This is a genomic window from Sanguibacter sp. Leaf3 (genome assembly GCF_001425965.1).
GTDB lineage: Bacteria > Actinomycetota > Actinomycetes > Actinomycetales > Cellulomonadaceae > Sanguibacter > Sanguibacter inulinus.
On record NZ_LMRH01000003.1, the window covers coordinates 329,132 to 348,409 of the forward strand.

A 19,278-nucleotide genomic window follows, 5' to 3' on the forward strand; every position below is an offset into this window, starting at 1 on the left:
GGGGCCCGAGTCGGCGCTGCAGGGCAGGGTGGTTCTCACCACGCTGCCCCGCGGACGCTGCACCGCAGCAGCCGGACCAGGTCGCGGGCGCAGCGGTCCGTGGCCGGTCGCCCTCCCGCTGCCGGCCCGCCCTGGGACCTGGTCGAGCCCACTGCTCAGGAGGTGACGTCGGCCGTGGTGAACCTGCTCCAGGCGAGGGTCCCGAAGATCGCGACCCACGCGGCCTGCACAGCCAACCCCTGTCCGAGCGTCGAGTAATCGACGTCCAGACGCATGAACTCCCCGAAGTCGAGCCAGTGGAAGGTCAGCAGGCCACCATGGATGGCCGAGAGCTGGGGCAGCGCGCTGAGGACCGTGCTGACCACCGGCACGACGATGGTCGCGGCCATCGCCGCCACAGGCACCTCGGTGAGGGTCGAGAAGAAGAGCCCGACGGCGACGAGCCCGGTGAGCGAGAGGATCACGTAGGCGGTGATCCCGAGGGTGCGCAGGAGTCCGTCGGCTGTCGAGACCCTGTCCCCGGAGAGCAGGGTGACGTCGCCGAAGCCGAAGAAGATGCCCCCCACGACGAGGCCCACGACCGCGATGGTCAGGACGGCGGCTGCGGCGAAGGTCAGACCTCCGACGGCCTTGACCAGGAGCATCCGCGTCCTGGGCACGGGCGTGACCAGCAGGTAGCGCAGCGTCCCCGCCTGGGCCTCGCCCGCGATCGCGTCGCCCGAGACGATCGCGACGGTCAGCGGCAGCAGCAGCGGCAGACAGCTGAAGAGCGAGGTGAGGACGAGGAAGAGCCCGTTGCTCGTGATCTTCTGCAAGAAGGGTGGGCCCTGCCCGGCGATCGCGGTGTCCTGCGTGATGAGGACGACCACGCCGATGATGATGGGGATGAGCCCCAGGCCGGCGAGCAGGACCAGGTTCCGCTTGCTACCGAAGACGAGCCTCAGCTCGCTGCGGAGCAGGCGACCCGTCGCGCCGCGACGCTGAGCCGTCGAGGCGGCGTCGTCGTGCTCGACCGGGCTGGCGGCCCTGGGGTGGTCTGCGGCGAGCGTGTCAGCGGGCGACATCGAATCCCTCTCCGGTGAGGCGCACGAAGACGCTCTCGAGGCTCGGGCGGTGGACCTCGAGGCCGAGGAGGTCGACGCCTGCGTGGACGAGCGCGACGGAGACCCGCTCGGGTGGGACGTCGCCCAGGGCGGCGGTGATCGTGGTGCCGGCGACCTCGGGGGCGGTGAGCCCGAGGCCCGTGAGCACCTCGACGGCAGACCCGCGGTGGTCGGGGGAGGTCGTGACGACCACGACGGTCTCGTGAGCCTCGGTCACGGTCTCGCGCGGACCCTGGAGCACGAGGTTGCCCCGGCTCATGATCCCGATGTGCGTGCAGACCTGCTCGATCTCGGTCAGCAGGTGCGAGGAGACCAGGACGGTGGTCCCGGCGTCGGCGAGCTCACGGACGAGGTGCCGCACCTCACGGGTGCCCTGGGGGTCGAGCCCGTTGGTGGGCTCGTCGAGGATCAGCAGGTCCCGGGGACGCAGCAGCGCTGCGGCCAGGCCGAGGCGCTGCTTCATGCCGAGTGAGTACTGCCTGTACGGCTTGGCGGCGGCCGCACCGAGACCCAGGCGCGCGAGCGCTGCGTCGATGCGCGCCTTCCGGGTGGACCTGCGGGTCGTCCCGTCGGCCGCGTCGAGGCGCTCGAGGTTCGCGCGTCCGCTGAGGTACGGGTGGAAGGCCGGACCCTCGACCAGCGCTCCGACCCGGGGCAGGACCGTCGCGCTCGCGGTCGGCATGCGCTCCCCGAGCAGCTCGGCGTAGCCGTCGGAGGGGCCGACGAGGCCGAGGAGCATCCGGATGGTGGTGGTCTTGCCGGAGCCGTTGGGGCCGAGGAAGCCGTACACGGCCCCGCGAGGCACCTCGATGTTCACCTTCGAGACGGCGACCTGCCCGGACCGGAACTGCTTGGTGAGGTCGTGGGTGCGGATCGCGAGGTCTGTCTGGCTCCCCTGCCCGGCGCCCGCAGCAGGTGCGTCGTCGCTGCGACGACCCGGGAGATTGCCGGTGGAGGAGGTCTGGGCTGTCGGGAGGCCGGGCTGGGGTACGGCAGATGCCGGCACCGACGCCGAGGGGGCGGTCGTCGGTGCCGGCATCGCCGTCTCGCCGGAGGCGGGAGCTGTCACCGGGCCAGGGCCTGGAGGGTCTCGGCCGGGACCGCGCCGGCGTAGATGCGGCCGTCGTCGGTCAGCAGGACCGTGAGGAGGGACGAGGTGATGAGCTGACCCTCAGGGACGTCGGTCGTCAGCTGGTCGAGCAGCGCCTGCGGGTCGAGCGTCGTCATGTCAGCACGGTCGCTCGAGTCGCCGAGGAGGTCGGTCATCAGCTCGTCGGTGCTCTCCGACCCGAAGGTGCCCTCGAGGCCTGAGCGCAGCTCTTCTTCAGGGACGTCGCCGGACAGCAGTGTCGCGAGGTCGACGTCGGTCAGCTCGACGACGGACTCCCAGCCTGTGCCGATGACCCGGGTGCCGGGCGCTCCTTCGGGGACGGTCTTCGAGCCGGGCTCGGGGAGCGCCTCGGGCAGCGGGACCACGACGTCGCGGGTGGTCGCCCCGGGCGGCGGGGTGAAGTCGAAGACCGTCGGGTCGACGGCGTCGAAGGAGACGTCGGTGAAGGCGATCTCGACGGCCGGTGTCACTGTGTCCTGGGTGCTCCACACCTGGGCACGGAGCGGGACGGAGGTCTCGGCGTCGACGGCGAGCAGGACCCTGTCGACCAGGGTGCCGTCGGTGTCGGGGGTGAGGCCGATCTGGTAGGCGTCGCGACCAGCGACCTGGGTCGCGGGGCCGACGGTCACCTCAGAGGTCTCGTCTGCTGCGGCGAGAGCCTGCTCGGCGACGGCCTGCGGTGTGGGCAGGTCGCCGACCACGGCCGGGTCGAGGTCCTTGACGGAGGCGCTCAGCTCGTCGAGGGCGGCCTGGTCCTCGGGGGCGACGGCGTAGTGGACGGCCTCGTCGTCGCTGCTCGAGTAGGTCCACGCGGACCCGCCGTCGGTCACGACCGTGTACTCGGAGAGGTCGCCGAGGAGGGACGACCGAGCCTTGCCCTCGCCGTCGCTCCAGACCCGCACGGTCGAGGAGCCGCCGAGCAGGTCGAGCGGCCCGGCGCCCTGCACCTGCGCGAGGTTGAGGTCGGGGAGGCCGAGGCGGGTCGTCATGACGACTGTGCCCGAGACCGGGACAGGCTCGGCCGAGGCGATCTTCTCGACCAGCTCGGCTGCGGTGATCTCACCGAGGTCGGGGGTGTCGGTCGACGCGAGCGCCGACGGGAGCGTGAAGGCGCCCGCGACGACAGCCGCGGTCACCACAGGGACGCCCCAGCGGGCGCGGTTCGAGAGTGCACGTCGAGTAGCCATGCACCACACTCTGCCGGAGCGTTGCTGTGGGGACGCTGAGAGGCTCTGTGGACGACGTGACGCACGTCTGCGCCGCGGCTGCCATGCTGGTCGGCATGCGCATCCTGGTGGTCGACGACGAGGTCGTCATGAGCCGAGCCCTGACCCGTGGGCTGACCGCCGAGGGCTTCGCGGTCGACGTCGCGCACGACGGCCAGACCGGCCTCGACCTGGCCCGCGAGGGTGCCTACGACGCCGTCGTCCTCGACATCATGCTCCCCGTGCGCTCCGGCTACGACGTGCTCCAGACGCTGCGCGCAGAAGAGGTCTGGACGCCGGTCCTCCTGCTGAGCGCCAAGGACGGGGACCACGACGTGGCCGACGGCCTCGACGTCGGCGCAGACGACTACCTCACCAAGCCGTTCGCCTTCGTCGTGCTGGTCGCGAGGCTGCGGGCGCTGCTGCGGCGCGGCGCCGTCCCACGGCCCGTCGTCCTCGTCGCGGGGGAGATGAGCCTCGACCCGGCGAGCCACGTGGTCACCCGCCGCGGTGCGCCCGTCCAGGTCACGGCGCGCGAGTTCGCCCTGCTCGAGTACCTGATGCGACGGCCCGGGCAGGTGGTCGGCAAGGTCGAGCTCCGCGACCACGTCTGGGACGGTGACGGCGAAGACCTCAACGTCGTCGAGGTGTACGTCGGGTACCTGCGCCGCAAGCTCGGCCGCGACGTCGTGGCCACGGTCCGCGGCGCCGGGTACCGCGTCGACGGATGACCCCGGGACCAGCGGGCCGGCGCAGGGTCTTCCGGGGAGACGGACGCACAGGGGTGCGGCCGTGGTCGTCGTGGTCGCTGCGCCTGCGGCTGACGATCGTCGCGGCCGGCCTCTTCGCCGTGGCCCTCGCGCTCGGCGCGACCCTCCTGTCGATGGTCGTCTCGAGCAGCCGCGTCGCCGCCCTCGACGAGCTCGTGCGGGCGAGCGTGACGACCGTAGGGCAGCTCGCCACGAGCGACCAGCTGCCCGCGGTCCTGCCCGCGACCGAGCCGGGCGAGGTCACCCAGCTGCTCGACGCCGACGGCCTCGTGCTCGCGACCTCGGCGAGCGGCAGCCGCACGCTCGCGGTCGTCCCGGTCTCGGTGCTCGACGCCGCCGAGCGCCCTGCAGCCGACACGCCTGCCCAGGACAGCAGCAGACTGGCCGAGCCAGTGTTCGTGACGACGGACCGCAGCGCCTACGCCGGCGGGCTGGTCCGTGCCGCGGTGCTGCCCGTCGAGTGGCGCGGGGAGCCTGCCTGGGCGGTCAGCGCCCTGCCGCTGCGTGAGGTCGAGGGGGTGGTCTCCGCGCTGCGCGTCTCGCTCGGCGCCGTCGTCCCGCTCCTCACAGTGGCCCTCGGGGGGCTCGTCTGGGCGCTGCTCGGACGAGCCCTGCGCCCCGTCGAGGAGCTCCGGCGCGGAGCCGAGCTCGTCACGGCCCGCGGTGGTCCGGGGTCACTGCCCGTCCCAGGAGCCGGGGGAGACGAGCTCGGTGCGCTCGCCCGCACGCTCAACGACATGCTCGACAGGCTCGAGTCCTCGGCCGCCCGCCAGCGCGCCTTCGTCGCCGACGCCGCGCACGAGCTGAGGTCACCCGTCGCCGCGCTGCGGGTCAGCGTCGAGATCGCCCAGGAGCACCCGGAGGCCTACACGGCCGCCGAGCTCGCCGACGACCTCGCCTCGGAGGTGCAGCGGCTCGACAGGCTGGTCGACGACCTCCTCGTGCTCGCGCGGCTCGGTGCCACGACCGCACGACGGGAGCCGGTCGACCTGCGCGAGCTCGTCGACGGCGTCGTCCCGGGCAGCGTGCTCGCCGCCGGGGCGTCTAGACCCGCAGGGTCCCCGGTGCCCCGGGTCGAGACCACTGGCGCAGGGACAGCGGCGACAGACCCGTCGGCCTCCGGGAGGGTCGTCCGCAACCTGGTCGACAACGCGCTCCGGCACGCATCGTCGCGCGTGCTGGTCCACGTCTCCGACGGAGAGGTCGTCGTCGTCGACGACGGGCCGGGGATCGCCGCAGGCGACCGCGAACGGGTCTTCGAGCGCTTCACACGGCTCGAGGACGGACGCCAGCGAGACGCCGGAGGCTCAGGTCTGGGACTGTCGATCGCGCGCGAGGTGACCCGTGAGCTCGGAGGGGACGTCCGTCTCGACGAGGCTCCGGGCGGCGGGGTGCGCGCCACGGTCTCGCTGCCGCACGAGGCCTGAGACCGCTCAGACGGTCGCGGTCCCGCTGCCCCGCAGGATCGACGTCATCTTCTTGCCGCGGGCCACCTCGTCGACCAGCTTGTCCATCCAGCGGATCTGCTGCATCAACGGGTCTTCGACGTCTTCGACCCGCAGCCCGCAGATCACCCCCGTGATGAGCGAGGCGTCAGGGTTCATGCGCGGTGCCCGCGCGAAGAAGGTCTCCATGTCCGACCCGTCGGCGACGACCTCGGCGAGCCCAGTGTCGTCGTAGCCCGTCAGCCAGCGGATGACCGTGTCGACCTCCTCGCGGGTGTGGCCCTTGCGCTCCACCTTGGTCACGTAGAGCGGGTAGATGCTCGCGAAGCTCGTGCTGAAGATCCTGTGCCCTGCCATGTGCTGCCTCCTCGTGCGCCCGCCGGTCGAGCGGTGCCCCGACACGCACCCGGCTCAGGTACCTGTCCAGCACGAGTCTGGCACCTCCGGCCCACTCACCGCACGGCCCCGCCGCCGGCCCGTGCGCGCAGCACGGAGCATCGGTCGCTAGGCTGTCCGGGTGATCGATCTGCGAGTGGTTCGCGACAACCCTGACCTCGTCCGTGCAAGCCAGGTGGCCCGAGGTGACGACCCTGCCCTCGTCGACCAGGTGCTGGACGCCGACTCCCGGCGCCGCGCCGCACTGACGGAGTTCGAGCAGCTGCGCGCCGAGCAGAAGTCTCTCGGCAAGGACGTCGCCAAGGCGCAGGGCGACGAGCGCACGGCGCTGCTCGCCCGCACCAAGACGATCTCGGAGCAGGTCAAGGCCCTCCAGGCCGAGGCCGACGAGGCCGACAAGACGCTGACCGAGCTCAGCCGCCGCATCGCCAACATCGTCGAGGGTGCCCCGGCCGGCGGCGAGGACGACTACGTCGTGCTCCGCACCGAGGGCACGATCCGCGACTTCCAGGCCGAGTACGGCGCCGACTTCGTGCCGCGCGACCACCTCGACCTCGGCGAGCGCCTCAAGGCGATCGACACCGAGCGCGGCGCGAAGGTCTCGGGTGCCCGCTTCTACTACCTCACAGGCATCGGCGCGCGCCTCGAGCTCGCGCTGCTCAACGCCGCGATGGACCAGGCCTACGCCGCAGGGTTCACGCCGATGATCACCCCGACCCTCGTCAAGCCCGAGATCATGGCCGGCACGGGGTTCCTCGGCGCCCACGCGGACGAGATCTACCGCCTCGAGGCCGACGACCTCTACCTCACCGGCACGAGCGAGGTGGCGCTCGCGGGCTACCACTCCGACGAGATCCTCGACCTCACCGCGGGCCCTCAGCGCTACGCGGGCTGGAGCGCCTGCTACCGCCGCGAGGCAGGCTCCTACGGCAAGGACACCCGCGGGATCATCCGCGTGCACCAGTTCCACAAGGTCGAGATGTTCAGCTACGTCCCCGTCGAGGAGGCTGCTGCGGAGCACGAGCGCCTGCTCGCCTGGGAGGAGCAGATGCTCGCCAAGGCCGAGCTCCCGTACCGCGTGATCGACACCGCAGCCGGCGACCTCGGGTCGAGCGCCGCCCGCAAGTTCGACTGCGAGGCGTGGCTCCCGACGCAGAACAGGTTCCTCGAGCTCACCTCGACGTCCAACTGCACCACCTTCCAGGCGCGTCGCCTGGGCATCCGTGAGCGCACGGCCGCGGGCGACACCCGCCCCGTCGCGACCCTCAACGGGACGCTCGGCACCACACGCTGGATCGTCGCGATCCTCGAGAACCACCAGCAGGCCGACGGCTCGGTCCGTGTCCCCGAGGGCCTGCGGCCCTACCTCGGCGGGCTCGAGGTCCTCGAGCCGGTCTCGGCATGACGCTCGACCTCGGTGGTGCCCCCGTCGGCGGCAGCCCCGTGCTGTCGCCCGGGGCGCCCGCCACCGAGGCGCTCACGGCGCAGGCCGCCGCCGAGGTCGCCCGGCGTGCGGCCGACGGGGCGTACCTCGTCGCCCTCGACGTCGACGGCACGCTCATGTCTTTCGACGAGTTCATCTCTGACGAGGTCCGCGAGTCGATCGCCGCGCTCCGCGACGCCGGTCACGAGGTGGTCATCGCGACGGGTCGCCCCCTCGTCGGTGCGCTGCCCGTGGCCCGTGAGCTCGGGATCGACTCCGGCTGGGTGGTCTCGTCGAACGGCTCGGTCACCGCGCGCCTCGACCCGAGCCTGCCGGAGGGCTACGTGGTCGAGGAGGTCGTCCGCTTCGACCCCCGCCCGGCCCTCGCCGTGATGGCCGAGCACATGCCGTCGGCCCACATCGCGATCGAAGAGGTCGGCGTCGGGTTCTGGGTGACCGACGGCTTCCCCGCGCACGGGACCCACGGGCCGAGCACCGTGGTCACCCTCGACGACCTGAGCGGTCGTGACGCGATCCGTGTGGTCGTCTCCGAGGCGAGCACCCCGACGCGCGAGCTCGAGCAGCGCGTCGACGCGCTCGGCCTGGTCGCGACGTCGTTCTTCATCTCCGCCACGCGCTGGATGGACGTCGCACCGCGCGGGGTCACCAAGGCGTCGGCGCTCGAGCGCCTGCGGACGCTCTGCTCGGTCCCCGCTGATCGCACCGTCGCGATCGGGGACGGGGAGAACGACCTCGAGATGCTCGGCTGGGCGGCGCGCGGCGTCGCGATGGGCCACGCCGACGCCTCGGTGATCGCGGCGGCCGACGAGGTCACGCTGTCGATCGTCGACGACGGCGCGGTCCCCGTGCTCCGCAGCATCCTCGACCAGGGACGGGACCAGGCCGTGCCGTGAGCACCTCTCCGACGGTCCCTCGCCCCGGCGCTGTGGTGAGCATGGACGACGTCGCACGAGCAGCCGGCGTCTCGACGGCGACGGTCTCCCGCGCGCTCCGCGGGATGACCAGCGTGTCGGCGGCGACGCGCGAGCGCATCGAGGCTGTCGCGCGGCGGCTCGGCTATGTCGCGTCCCCCTCGGCCGCCAGCCTGGCCTCCGGGCGCACCCGCACCATCGGTCTGCTCACCCCGTGGGTCGACCGCTGGTTCTACGCGCACGCGATCGACGGGGCCGAGCGTGCCCTGCGCGAGGTGGGCTTCGACGCGCTGCTCTACACCTTCGACCTCTCGCGCGACCAGTCGCGGCCGCGGGTCGACCCGAGCGTGCTGCGCCGCAGGGTCGACGGGATCCTCGTGGTCGGCATGCCGCTCAGCAAGGAAGAGGTCACGTCGCTCGAGGCCCTCGACCTGCCTCTCGCCTTCATCGGGACAGGGCGCGACGACCACGTGACGGTCCGCCTCGACGACGACGCGGCCGGGCGCTGCGCGACCGAGCACCTGCTGGGGCTGGGCCACCGCCGGATCGGCCACATCACGGGACCGGCCGGGGTCGACCACTCGTGGTCCCCACCCGTGGCCCGGCACGCCGCCTGGCGGGTGGCCCTCGAGGACGCGTGCGTCGCGGCCGAGCCCGGCTGGGCCGTCGACGGCGCCTTCGACGTCAACGGCGGGCGCGAGGCTGCCCACAGGCTGCTCGACACCCACCCCGAGATCACCGCGCTCTTCGCTGCCTCGGACGAGATGGCGATGGGAGCTGTGCTGGCCGCGCGCGAGCGCGGTCTCGACGTCCCGGGGCAGCTGTCGGTCATCGGCATCGACGGTCACGACCTCGGCGAGCTGGTAGGTCTGACGACCGTCGCGCAGGACCCTGCACGGCAGGGAGCCGAGGCGGCCCGGCTGCTGCTCGCGGACATCGCGCTGTGGGCGACGCCCGGGGCGGAGAGAGTGTCCGGAGCGCTCCAGGTGCTGCACGCGACGCACCTCGTCACCCGGTCGTCAACCGCCTCACCTCGGAAGACGTGACGCAACTGTGACCTCGCAAGAGGGTGCGAGCGGTTGCGCTCGGGCCATGCAAGCGCTTGCATTGCTCTGAGCGGTCCCACAGCAGTGGCCATCTGAGTCCTGCGCCTCCCGGGGGACCATCCGTCACGACGATGTGAGGAAGCGCAAACGATGAGAACACTGAAGCGCCGCAGTTTCGCGGCTGTCGCGGCCGGAGCGAGCGTCGCTCTCGTGCTCGCAGGGTGCTCGGACAGCGACGGCGGTGGCGGCGACGACGCTCCCTCGGCCGACGTCGACTGTGCGGACTACACCCAGTACACCGACGAGTTCGGGGACCTCGAGGGCAAGACCGTCTCGGTCTACACCTCGATCGTCGACCCGGAGTCGCAGGAGCAGGAAGACTCCTACAAGCCCTTCACCGAGTGCACGGGCGTCGAGATCGCCTACGAGGGCTCCCGCGAGTTCGAGGCGCAGCTCCCCGTGCGCCTGACCGCCGGCAACGCCCCCGACATCGCGTACATCCCGCAGCCGGGGTTCCTCAAGTCGCTCGTCGCGGACTTCCCCGACGCCGTGATGCCAGCCCCGCAGGCCGTCATCGACAATGCGAACGAGTACTACACCGAAGACTGGGTCAACTACGGCTCGGTCGACGGCACCCTCTACGCGACCCCGCTCGGCGCGAACGTGAAGTCCTTCGTCTGGTACTCGCCGCAGGAGTTCGCGGACAACGGCTACGAGATCCCCACGACCCTCGACGAGCTCATGGCCCTCACGCAGCAGATCGCCGACGAGGGCAAGATCCCGTGGTGCGCAGGCATCGAGTCCGGTGACGCCACGGGCTGGCCGGCTACCGACTTCCTCGAGGACATGGTCCTGCGCACGGCCGGACCTGAGGTCTACGACCAGTGGGTCACCCACGAGATCCCCTTCGACGACCCCGCGATCGTCGAGGCGCTCGGCGCAGCCGGCGACATCCTCAAGAACCCGGACTACGTCAACGGTGGGCTCGGCGACGTCCGCTCGATCGCCGCGGCGCCGTGGAACGAGGCCGGCAACGGCATCCCCGACGGCACCTGCTCGCTGCACCGCGCGGCGAACTTCTACCAGGCCAACTGGGACGAGTCGCTCGACGTGAGCGAGGACGGCGATGTCTTCGCCTTCTACCTGCCGGGCAAGACCGCCGACGAGAAGCCGCTGCTCGGTGGTGGTGAGTTCGTCACCGCCTTCAGCGACCGCCCCGAGGTCCAGGCCTTCCACGCCTACCTGTCCAGCCCGCAGTGGGCTGACGCCAAGGCTCAGGTGACCGGCCAGGGCTGGATCTCCGCCAACACCGGCTTCGACGGCTCGCTCCTGCAGTCGCCGATCGACAAACTCTCCTACGACCTGCTCACGGACGAGAGCTACACCTTCCGCTTCGACGGCTCGGACATGATGCCGGGCGAGGTCGGGACGGGTGCGTTCTGGAAGCAGATGACGGACTGGTTCGTCTCTGACATCTCTGACGAAGAGGTCCTCTCCAACATCGACGCGGCCTGGCCCGCGAGCTGACGCTCGACTGATCGACGTCCGACGCCGTCCGAGACCTCCCGGTCTCGGACGGCGTCGGACCTGCCTGGGCAGTGCGGCCCACGCAGTCCCCCCCCGGCGTGGAGGTAGAGCATGGACTGGTTCATCAACGCGGAGTCGACGCCGCACAAGCTGGCGCTCATGGCGATCGCCATCGTCCTCTTCGTCGTCGTCATGGGGGCGATCCTCTTCGCGGTCGACCGCCCCAAGAAGCTCCCCGGGTGGGTCGTCACCGTCGGGTTCCTCGGCCCGGCAGTCCTGGGTCTCGGCTTCGGCCTCGTGTACCCCGGGATCCGGACCATCTGGGGCTCGCTGTTCAACAGGAACGGCGCCGAGTTCGTCGGTCTCGACAACTACGTCGCCGCCTTCACCGAAGAACAGTTCCAGGTGGTCCTGCGGAACACCCTCGCGTGGGTGATCCTCGTGCCGATCGTCGCGACGCTCGTCGGCCTGGTCTATGCGGTGCTCGTCGACCGCACCCGCTACGAGTACCTCGCCAAGACGCTCGTCTTCCTGCCGATGTCGATCTCGATGGTCGGCGCCGGCATCATCTGGAAGTTCGTCTACGAGTACAAGCCGGACCAGCCAGGCGTCAACCAGACCGGTGCGCTCAACCAGCTGCTCGTCTGGATCGGGCTCGAGCCGCAGCAGTTCTTGCTCGGTGCGCCCGCCAACACCTTCTTCCTCATCGTCGTGATGATCTGGATCCAGGCCGGGTTCTCGATGACCGTGCTGTCGGCAGCGATCAAGGCCATCCCCGACGACATCGTCGAGGCGGCCCGTCTCGACGGCCTGCACGGCCTCGGCATGTTCCGCTACATCACGATCCCGAGCATCCGGCCCGCACTCATCGTCGTCATCACGACGATCGCCATGGGCACGCTCAAGGTCTTCGACATCGTCCGGACCATGACCGGCGGCAACTTCGACACCTCGGTCGTCGCGAACGAGTTCTACAACCAGAGCTTCGTGATCCGTAACCAGGGCCTCGGTGCCGCTCTCGCGGTGATCCTCTTCATCCTCGTGGTGCCGCTGGTCATCTACAACGTCCGCCAGCTCCGCATGACCGAGGAGATCCGATGAGCGCCCCCGTGAACCCCGTCGGCCCTCTGGTCAAGAAGGGGGACGGCGACGAGTCGACGCCCAACGTGTCGGTCAAGAAGCTCAGCCGCGCGGAGAAGCGCGCGATCGCCGCCAAGGGCCGTCTCACCTCCCCGTGGGCGTCCTTCGTCGCGATCGTCCTCGCGATCCTGTGGACGATCCCGACCTTCGGTCTGCTCGTCACGTCCTTCCGCCCCCGGGCGGACATCCGGACCTCGGGCTGGTGGACGCTGTGGCGCGACCCGCAGCTCACCCTCGAGAACTACTCCGAGGTGCTGTTCGGGTCGTCGACGAACTTCGCGACCTTCTTCATCAACTCCCTGGTCATCACGCTGCCGGCCGTGGTCATCCCGATCTCGCTCGCGCTGCTCGCGTCGTACGCCTTCGCGTGGATCGACTTCAAGGGACGCAACCTGCTCTTCGTCGCGGTCTTCGCGCTCCAGGTCGTGCCGATCCAGGTGACCCTGATCCCGCTGCTCTCGCAGTACGTCCAGTGGGGTGTCAACGGCTCGTTCTGGTCGATCTGGCTGTCGCACTCGATCTTCGCGCTGCCGCTCGCGATCTTCCTGCTCCACAACTTCATGAAGGACATCCCGCCGTCGCTCGTCGAGGCTGCGCGGGTCGACGGTGCCGGGCACGTGAAGATCTTCTTCCAGGTGCTCATGCCGCTCCTCACCCCGGCGATCGCGTCCTTCGCGATCTTCCAGTTCTTGTGGGTGTGGAACGACCTGCTCGTCTCGCTGACCTTCGGCAACACGAACACCTTCCCGCTCACGGTGCGCATCGCCGAGCTCGCGGGAACCCGCGGCTCGCAGTGGCACCTGCTCTCAGCGGGTGCATTCGTGTCGATGATCGTCCCGCTGATCGTGTTCTTGGCACTTCAGCGGTACTTTGTGAGGGGACTCCTCGCGGGGTCCGTCAAAGGCTGAGCGCGGGCCCGCTGCACCGGGGAGGGGCGGCGGGCCCGATGGCTCTGGACGTACGGCGCGCAACGCGCGTCGCAGACGCGACAGGTGCGCGTCAGAGGTACTGGCCCGGGGTCGGACGGCTGTCCGGCCCCGGGCTCCCTGCTGTCCGGGGGGCCTCGCCGGCAAGACCTGGCGGGAGCACCCGCTGCCCGGCCTGCATCTGCTGGAGCTGTGCCTGGGCGGCCATCTGCTGGGCGACCATCGCGGTCTGCAGCCCGTGGAACAGGCCTTCGAGCCATCCGACGAGCTGGGCCTGGGCGATGCGCAGCTCGGCCTCCGAGGGCACGGCGTCGTCGGTGAAGGGCAGCGTGATGCGGTGCAGCTCGGCCACGAGGTCGGGGGAGAGTCCGTCCTCGAGCTCGGTGATGGACCTCTCGTGGACCTCGGCCAGCCGCGCGCGGGCGGCCTCGTCGAGGGGTGCGCTGCGTACCTCCTCGAGGAGACGCTTGATCATCTCGCCGATCCGCAGGATCTTCGCCGGCTCGTGGATGACCGTCGTCCGGGTCCGCTCGTCCTCGGGGGCTGCGGGCGCTGCGGCAGCCTGGGCCGGGTGGACCTCGACGCCGCGGGCATCTTCGTCGCGGGGCACCTGGGGCCCCTGAGCCTCGCGGTGAGCCCGTGAAGGCTCGGTCGGCTTCGGTGCTGCGCTGTCGTCACGTGGTGCCGCCCCGCCGTGGCCGTGACTCCCGGCCGGCCGGTCACCCTGGTCTGGTGAGCTCTGGTTCGCTGCCATGCTCCCAGTCTCGTCCAGAACGGGCGGGGCGCACGGCGGGGAGCCAGCGGGAGCAGCAGGCGGCTGCTGGGAGCGCAGACACGGCCAGCCGCTGGGTGTGCAGCGGCGGCCGGCCGCGGGGTGCGCAGCGGGGGAGTGCCTGTGTCGTACGGCAGGGAGTCCGGCCGGACGCTCAGGGGACGAGCAGGACCTTGCCCAGCACGGCACCGGAGTCCATGAGCTCGTGCGCGCGGGACGCCTCCTGCATGGGGACCTCGGCGTGCACCACGGTGCGGACCCGGCCGTCCTCGAGCATCGGCCACACGTGCTCGCGGACCGCCTCGACGATGCTCGCCTTCTCGCTGCGCGGGCGGGCGCGCAGCGTCGTGCCCGAGACGCTCGCACGGGAGGTGAGCAGGCGTCCGAGGTCGAGCTCGGCCCGGCTGCCCTGCTGCATGCCGATGACCACGAGCCGCCCTCCGGTCGCGAGGGAGCGCAGGTTCGCGTCGAGGTAGGCCGCGCCGACCACGTCGAGCACCACGTCGGCGCCCCGCCCGTCGGTGTGCTCGCGCACGAGGTCCGGCAGGGCGTCGGCGAAGGAGGAGCCGTCGGTCGTCCTGTAGACGAAGCCGCCCGCGGCTCCGAGCGCGACGCAGGCGTCCACGCGGTCCTGGGAGCCGGCCGTCACGAGGACGCGGGCACCGAGGGCGACGGCCACCTGGACGGCGATGGTCCCCACGCCGCCGGCTCCGCCGTGCACGAGCAGGGTCTCGCCCGCCTCCAGGTGGGCCGTGCTCACCAGGTTGCTCCAGACCGTGCACACGGCCTCGGGCAGGGACGCGGCCTCGACGAGGGTCATGCCCGCGGGGACCGTGAAGAGCTGGGTGGCCGGGACGGTCACGTGCGTCGCGTAGCCGCCGCCGTCGACGAGGGCCGCGACGCGCTGGCCGACCTGCCACCCGGCGACCTGGTCGCCGATCGCCTCGACGACCCCCGACACCTCGAGACCCGGCCAGTCGGGTGCGCCCGCGGGCGGCGGGTAGTGGCCCTGGCGCTGGAGGAGGTCGGCCCGGTTGACCCCGGCGGCCGCGACCCGCACGAGCACCTCGTCCGCCGCGGGGACGGGGGTCGGGACCTCCCACCAGGTGAGCACCTCGGGGCCGCCGAACTCGTCGATCATCACTGCGCGCATCGTCCCAGCGTACGACCGCGCTGGTGGTCCGGCACGGGCGGCGCCGCACGGCCGCCTGACGAGGGCCGTGCGGGTTAATTCCGCGAAGGCGCTCAAGGTGCTGCCAGCTCGGGCCGATGCTCTCGATGCGGCGGGTGTCGGACGAGGTCTCCTCGGGCGGGCCCGCACCCCGCAGACCCGATCACCAGACCGCACGAGCCGAGGAAGAGGAGGGGTACAGATGCTCCGCAAGCTGAGCGTCCGAGGGAAGATCCTGGCGACCCTCGCCGTCCCTGTCCTCGTGCTGTTCATCGCCGCCGCGATGTTCTCCCTCGCTGCCTTCGACGACGCCAAGGTCGCCGGGCAGGCGCAGGGCGTCGTCGACCTCGGCCCCGCGATCGAGACCGCGACCCAGGCCCTGTCGGACGAGCGGACGGTCTCGGTCAACACCGAGCGGGGTGAGACGACCGCGAAGATCGTCGCGGCCCGCAAGGTCACCGACGCGGCCCTCGCCGACCTCGCGACGGCCTTCGAGGCCGTCGACACCGGCGCGCTCGACGCGCGGGTCAGCGAGGCGCTCGAGACGGCGCTGCGCGAGAACAGGCTCGAGCTGGTCATCATCCGCGACGAGCAGAAGCGCGGTTCTGCGGACACCGACGACCTCTCGACCAGCTACACGGAGCTCATCCGAGGGTTGCCTGCGGGCCTCTCCGCGCTCGCCGCGACCCTGACGGACCGGCCGCTCGCGGCTGACGTCACCGCGTACGTCACCTCGCTCGACGCCGCCGACCAGCTCGGTGCCGAGCTCCCGCTGATGCAGGCTGCGCTCGTCGACGCCTCCCGCAGCAAGCTCGCCGTCAACCGTGTCTACGCGCTGACCGGGATCGTGGCCGACACCAACGCGGCCCGGTCGACGGCGACCAGCGCCGTCGGCGCCCTGGGCGTCGAAGGACTGCTGGTCCCGCGGCCGAACGTGGAGTACGCAGGTCTGCGCAGGCTCCTCGCGACGGGTGACTTCAGCGCGGTGACACCCGACCTCGCGGCCCGGTGGCCCGACGCCGTCCAGGCTGAGATCAACCGCTTCGAGCCGCTCGTCGACACCCTCGCCTCCCGCACGTCGGACGCGGCCACGAGGTCGACGGCCTCCGCCCGCACGACAGCCGTCGTCACGGTGCTCGTGGCCATGCTCGCCGTCGCCGCCTCCGTGGTCGTCGCCCTGCTCATCGCCCGACGCATCACCGAGCCTCTCAAGCACCTGACGAAGGCCGCGACCGAGGTCCGCGACCAGCTGCCGAAGCTCGTCGAGCAGAGCGCGGTCCCCGGCGAGATGCCGGACTTCACGCTCGCCGAGATCCCCGTCGAGTCCGACGACGAGGTCGGCCAGCTCGCCGCCGCCTTCAACGACGTCAACCACACGACCGTCGAGGTCGCCCGTGAGCAGGCCGCGCTGCGCGGGTCGATCGCCGAGATGTTCGTCAACGTGGCCCGCCGCGACCACGTGCTGCTCAACCGCCAGCTCGCCTTCCTCGACGACCTCGAGAGGTCCGAGGAAGACCCGAACATCCTCGCGAACCTGTTCCGCCTCGACCACCTCGCGACCCGCATGCGCCGCAACTCCGAGTCGCTGCTCGTGCTCGCCGGGATCGACTCGGGGCGCCGTGTCCGCCAGCCGATGCCCGTCTCTGACGTGGTGCGCACGGCCTCGTCCGAGATCGAGCTGTACGACAGGGTCCGGCTCAACCTCGAGTCCGACCCGCTCATGCTCGGGCACACGGCGCTGAGCGCCGCGCACCTCGTCGCCGAGCTGCTCGAGAACGCCACGATGTTCTCGGAGCCGAACACCGCCGTCGAGGTCACCACGACCCGCACCAAGCACTTCGTGACCATCGAGGTCCGTGACCACGGGCTCGGCATGAGCGCCGCCGACATCGCCACCGCGAACGAGAAGGTCGCCTCGCGCTCGCCCTCCGACGTGATCGGTGTCCAGCGCCTCGGGCTCTTCGTGGTCGGGCGCCTCGCCGACAGGCTCGGTGCGCACGTGGTCTTCGGTGCCCCTGTCGACGGCAGCGCCGGGACCGTCGTCACGGTCTCCCTGCCGCTCGCGCTGTTCGTCGACGAGTCCGACGTCCCCCTGCAGATGCCGACGGACCCGCTGGTGCCCGCCACGCAGCAGGCCACCCAGGACTGGAGCGCGCCCGAGGCCGCCCCGGCCGCCCAGCCCGTCGACCTCGACGCGCTGACCGACGGCTCGACCTCCCTCGGCATGCCTCGTCGTCGTGCGTCCACGCCGCTCGGTGCCGCGCTGCCTGACGCCGCGGCCGCCGGTGCGCCCGCGAACCTGCCGCCGGCCGACGACTCGATCGTGCTCCCGGCTCTCGAGTCAGCGGACCCCGAGGTCGAGCTGTCGGCGTCGACCGATGTCGACTGGGCCCCCGAGCAGACCCTCGCCGAGGCGCTCCCGCCGTCGCTGCCGAGCCGGTCCCCGGGCGGAGCCTCGGCTGCTGGCCCGGCGGTCCTCGAGCCCGTCCAGGACGCCCCGCTGCTCGACGGCGGACGACGCAGCGCCATGTTCTCCAGGTTCCGGACCCTCAACGCTCTCGAGGACGGGGCGTCGGCCCTCGACGCCGTGGCCGCCGAGCGCGGTGCGACCTCGCCGCCCCCGGCTCTCGTCGAGGACGACCAGGAGCCGACGTGGAGCACCTCCGCACTCGACAGCCTCGGGCTGCGCACGCCGGAGCCTGCGCCCGTCCAGGAACCCTCCCTCGTGGTGCCGGCGCTCGAGCCTGACGACGAGCCCTGGGCTCCTGCGGCTCCCGCCGTCGAGGACGCGTGGGCACCGGCCGTGGTGCTGGACGAGCCGTTCCCTGCGGACGAGCCCGTCGCGGGTCACGCCGGGGCCTTCCAGCCGTCGCAGGCGTTCGAGCCTGCTGCTGCCTACGAGCCCTCGGCTGTCTACGAGACTGCTGAGGCCTTCGAGCCCGCCGCTGCGTTCGAGCCCGCCGCGGCCTCCGAGCCTGCCGCCGCCTTCGAGCCGACGGCGACCTACGACCCGACGGGTGCCTACCAGCCCCTCCCCGACTTCGAGCCCGAGCCTGCCTACGCGCCGGCCGAGGCCTTCGAGCCGCTGCCGGCCTACGAGCCCCTGCCGGCGTACGAACCCCAGCCGGTCTTCGAGCCCGAACCCGTCGTCGCGCCCGATCCCGTCGTCGAGCCGGCCGCCCTGTGGGAGCCCGAGACGGCGTACAGCGCGCTCCCCACGGCAGCCCTGGCCGAGGAGCCCTCCGCGCCGGAGCAGACCTTCGAGGCCGCACCCGCACCCGTAGCGGCGACGCCCGCGCTCACGACCCGGGCGGCCCGCCGCGCGCTGGTCGAGCCTGAGCCCGCGTCGTCGGTGTTCTCTGCACCTGCCGAGCAGGTCGTCGAGCCTGAGCCGGTCGTCGCTGAGGCCCCGGTCGTCCAGGCTCCTGCTGCCGCGGCAGCGCAGGCCGCGGTGGCTCCGGCCGTCGAGCCCGCAGCAGCATGGGGTACCGGAGCAGCGCTGCCGAGCTTCGCCGACGTCGTCGCTGACGCGCCGACCCGGCGGTCGACCAAGCAGCGCGAGGCGCCCGTGCGCCGCAGCCTCTTCGGTCGCAAGAAGAAGCGTGAGGACGAGGTCGACGAGGTTCCTGCCGCCGTCGCACCGCGGCCGGTCATGCCGGTCACGCGGACAGGTCCGGCCTCCTTCGCGCCGGCCGAGCCCGTCGCGGCCCCTGTCCAGCCCCTCTTCCTGCCCGAGCCCGCCCCCGTGCTGGCGACCGCGCCCGTGGCGGAGCCTGTCGCGTGGGCACCGGCCCCGTCACCGTCGGGCAGCACGCTGCCGGACCTGGCGAGCGGCTCCTGGAACCCTGCTCCTGTCCCGGACACCGCGCTCGCCGAGCTCGGCAAGATCGCCGGGTCGGGCGACAGCTGGACGCCCCCCGGGCAGATCAGCTCGGACATGTCCTCGATGCTCGCCATGCGGTCGAACATCCAGGAGCAGGCGCTGGCCGAGCTGAGCCAGCTGTCCTCCTACCGCCCTGCGGCGGTCGAAACCTCACAGGGCGGCGGGCTGACCCGCCGTACCCGTGGAGAGGTCGCGGAATCCACCGACGACCTCGCGTCCCAGAAGATCAGCCGCGACGCGGCCGAGCTTCGCTCCAGGCTCTCGGCGTTCCAGTCGGCCACCTCGCGTGGTCGCCAGGCACCCGAGGCCGACGGCCCCACCGCGGAGGCACCGGCACCCGCCGGCGGCCTCGGCACGCAGTACGTCCCAGACTCGGCGCCCCAGCCGCGTTGATGGTCTTTCGCCACTGAGGCATCGAGAAGGAGGAA

15 protein-coding genes are annotated in these 19,278 nt (G+C 71.7%); 9 read left to right on the forward strand and 6 right to left on the reverse strand.

The features are described 5' to 3' along the window. Positions 1-155: 155 nt before the first annotated feature. From ASG53_RS14910 to ASG53_RS14920, 3 genes are read right to left on the reverse strand one after another with little or no spacing between them, the layout of a single operon-like run. Positions 156-1,064 carry an ABC transporter permease gene (locus tag ASG53_RS14910; RefSeq protein ID WP_056135132.1) on the reverse strand — a complete coding sequence of 303 codons (909 nt, stop codon included), beginning with the start codon at positions 1,062-1,064 and terminating at the stop codon, positions 156-158. Beyond that, positions 1,051-2,172, reverse strand: a complete 1,122-nt coding sequence (locus ASG53_RS14915; RefSeq protein WP_235533957.1) for an ABC transporter ATP-binding protein — start codon at positions 2,170-2,172, stop codon at positions 1,051-1,053. The genes ASG53_RS14910 and ASG53_RS14915 overlap by 14 nt, the downstream gene beginning before the upstream one ends. Next, entirely contained in the window at positions 2,169-3,401 is a 1,233-nt protein-coding gene (locus ASG53_RS14920) for a LolA family protein (RefSeq protein WP_056135135.1), read from the reverse strand. Before ASG53_RS14920 ends, ASG53_RS14915 begins: the two co-directional genes overlap by 4 nt. Before the next feature lie 95 nt (positions 3,402-3,496). Here ASG53_RS14920 and ASG53_RS14925 point away from each other — a divergent pair, with 95 nt between their 5' ends. Next, positions 3,497-4,150, forward strand: coding sequence for a response regulator transcription factor (locus ASG53_RS14925; protein ID WP_056136348.1), 654 nt, complete (start codon positions 3,497-3,499; stop codon positions 4,148-4,150). Continuing rightward, the gene (locus ASG53_RS14930; RefSeq protein ID WP_056135138.1) at positions 4,147-5,616 is read left to right on the forward strand and encodes a sensor histidine kinase; all 1,470 of its coding nucleotides are present in this window, start codon (positions 4,147-4,149) and stop codon (positions 5,614-5,616) included. The genes ASG53_RS14925 and ASG53_RS14930 overlap by 4 nt, the downstream gene beginning before the upstream one ends. Before the next feature lie 6 nt (positions 5,617-5,622). On the opposite strand, the gene ASG53_RS14935 is transcribed toward ASG53_RS14930, so the two are convergent. Next, the gene (locus tag ASG53_RS14935; protein WP_056135141.1) at positions 5,623-5,991 is read right to left on the reverse strand and encodes a DUF2200 domain-containing protein; all 369 of its coding nucleotides are present in this window, start codon (positions 5,989-5,991) and stop codon (positions 5,623-5,625) included. A 160-nt stretch (positions 5,992-6,151) separates the two neighbouring features. Between ASG53_RS14935 and serS the strand changes: the two genes are divergently transcribed. From serS to ASG53_RS14965, 6 genes are all read left to right on the forward strand, one after another. After that, complete coding sequence (gene serS, locus ASG53_RS14940) at positions 6,152-7,435, forward strand: serine--tRNA ligase (RefSeq protein WP_056135144.1); 1,284 nt, start codon at positions 6,152-6,154, stop codon at positions 7,433-7,435. Beyond that, on the forward strand, positions 7,432-8,367 hold the full coding sequence (locus ASG53_RS14945; RefSeq protein WP_082544100.1) for an HAD family hydrolase: 936 nt from the start codon (positions 7,432-7,434) through the stop codon (positions 8,365-8,367). Before serS ends, ASG53_RS14945 begins: the two co-directional genes overlap by 4 nt. Then, positions 8,364-9,431, forward strand: coding sequence for a LacI family DNA-binding transcriptional regulator (locus ASG53_RS14950; protein WP_056135147.1), 1,068 nt, complete (start codon positions 8,364-8,366; stop codon positions 9,429-9,431). Before ASG53_RS14945 ends, ASG53_RS14950 begins: the two co-directional genes overlap by 4 nt. A 150-nt stretch (positions 9,432-9,581) precedes the next feature. Further along, a complete protein-coding gene (locus ASG53_RS14955; RefSeq protein ID WP_056135150.1) occupies positions 9,582-10,958 on the forward strand; it encodes an ABC transporter substrate-binding protein in 1,377 nt (458 codons plus the stop codon). A 111-nt stretch (positions 10,959-11,069) separates the two neighbouring features. Then, positions 11,070-12,059: a carbohydrate ABC transporter permease gene (locus ASG53_RS14960; protein WP_056135153.1), complete on the forward strand. Its 990-nt coding sequence runs from the start codon at positions 11,070-11,072 to the stop codon at positions 12,057-12,059. Further along, positions 12,056-13,006, forward strand: a complete 951-nt coding sequence (locus tag ASG53_RS14965) for a carbohydrate ABC transporter permease (RefSeq protein WP_056135156.1) — start codon at positions 12,056-12,058, stop codon at positions 13,004-13,006. The genes ASG53_RS14960 and ASG53_RS14965 overlap by 4 nt, the downstream gene beginning before the upstream one ends. Before the next feature lie 91 nt (positions 13,007-13,097). Here the strand turns inward: ASG53_RS14965 and ASG53_RS14970 are convergent, their stop codons facing one another. Beyond that, complete coding sequence (locus ASG53_RS14970; RefSeq protein WP_082544165.1) at positions 13,098-13,634, reverse strand: proteasome activator; 537 nt, start codon at positions 13,632-13,634, stop codon at positions 13,098-13,100. A 316-nt stretch (positions 13,635-13,950) separates the two neighbouring features. Further along, entirely contained in the window at positions 13,951-14,949 is a 999-nt protein-coding gene (locus tag ASG53_RS14975; RefSeq protein WP_056135159.1) for an NAD(P)H-quinone oxidoreductase, read from the reverse strand. Positions 14,950-15,169: 220 nt separating this feature from the next. Here ASG53_RS14975 and ASG53_RS14980 point away from each other — a divergent pair, with 220 nt between their 5' ends. Next, a complete protein-coding gene (locus ASG53_RS14980; protein WP_056135160.1) occupies positions 15,170-19,243 on the forward strand; it encodes a sensor histidine kinase in 4,074 nt (1,357 codons plus the stop codon). Positions 19,244-19,278: the final 35 nt, after the last annotated feature.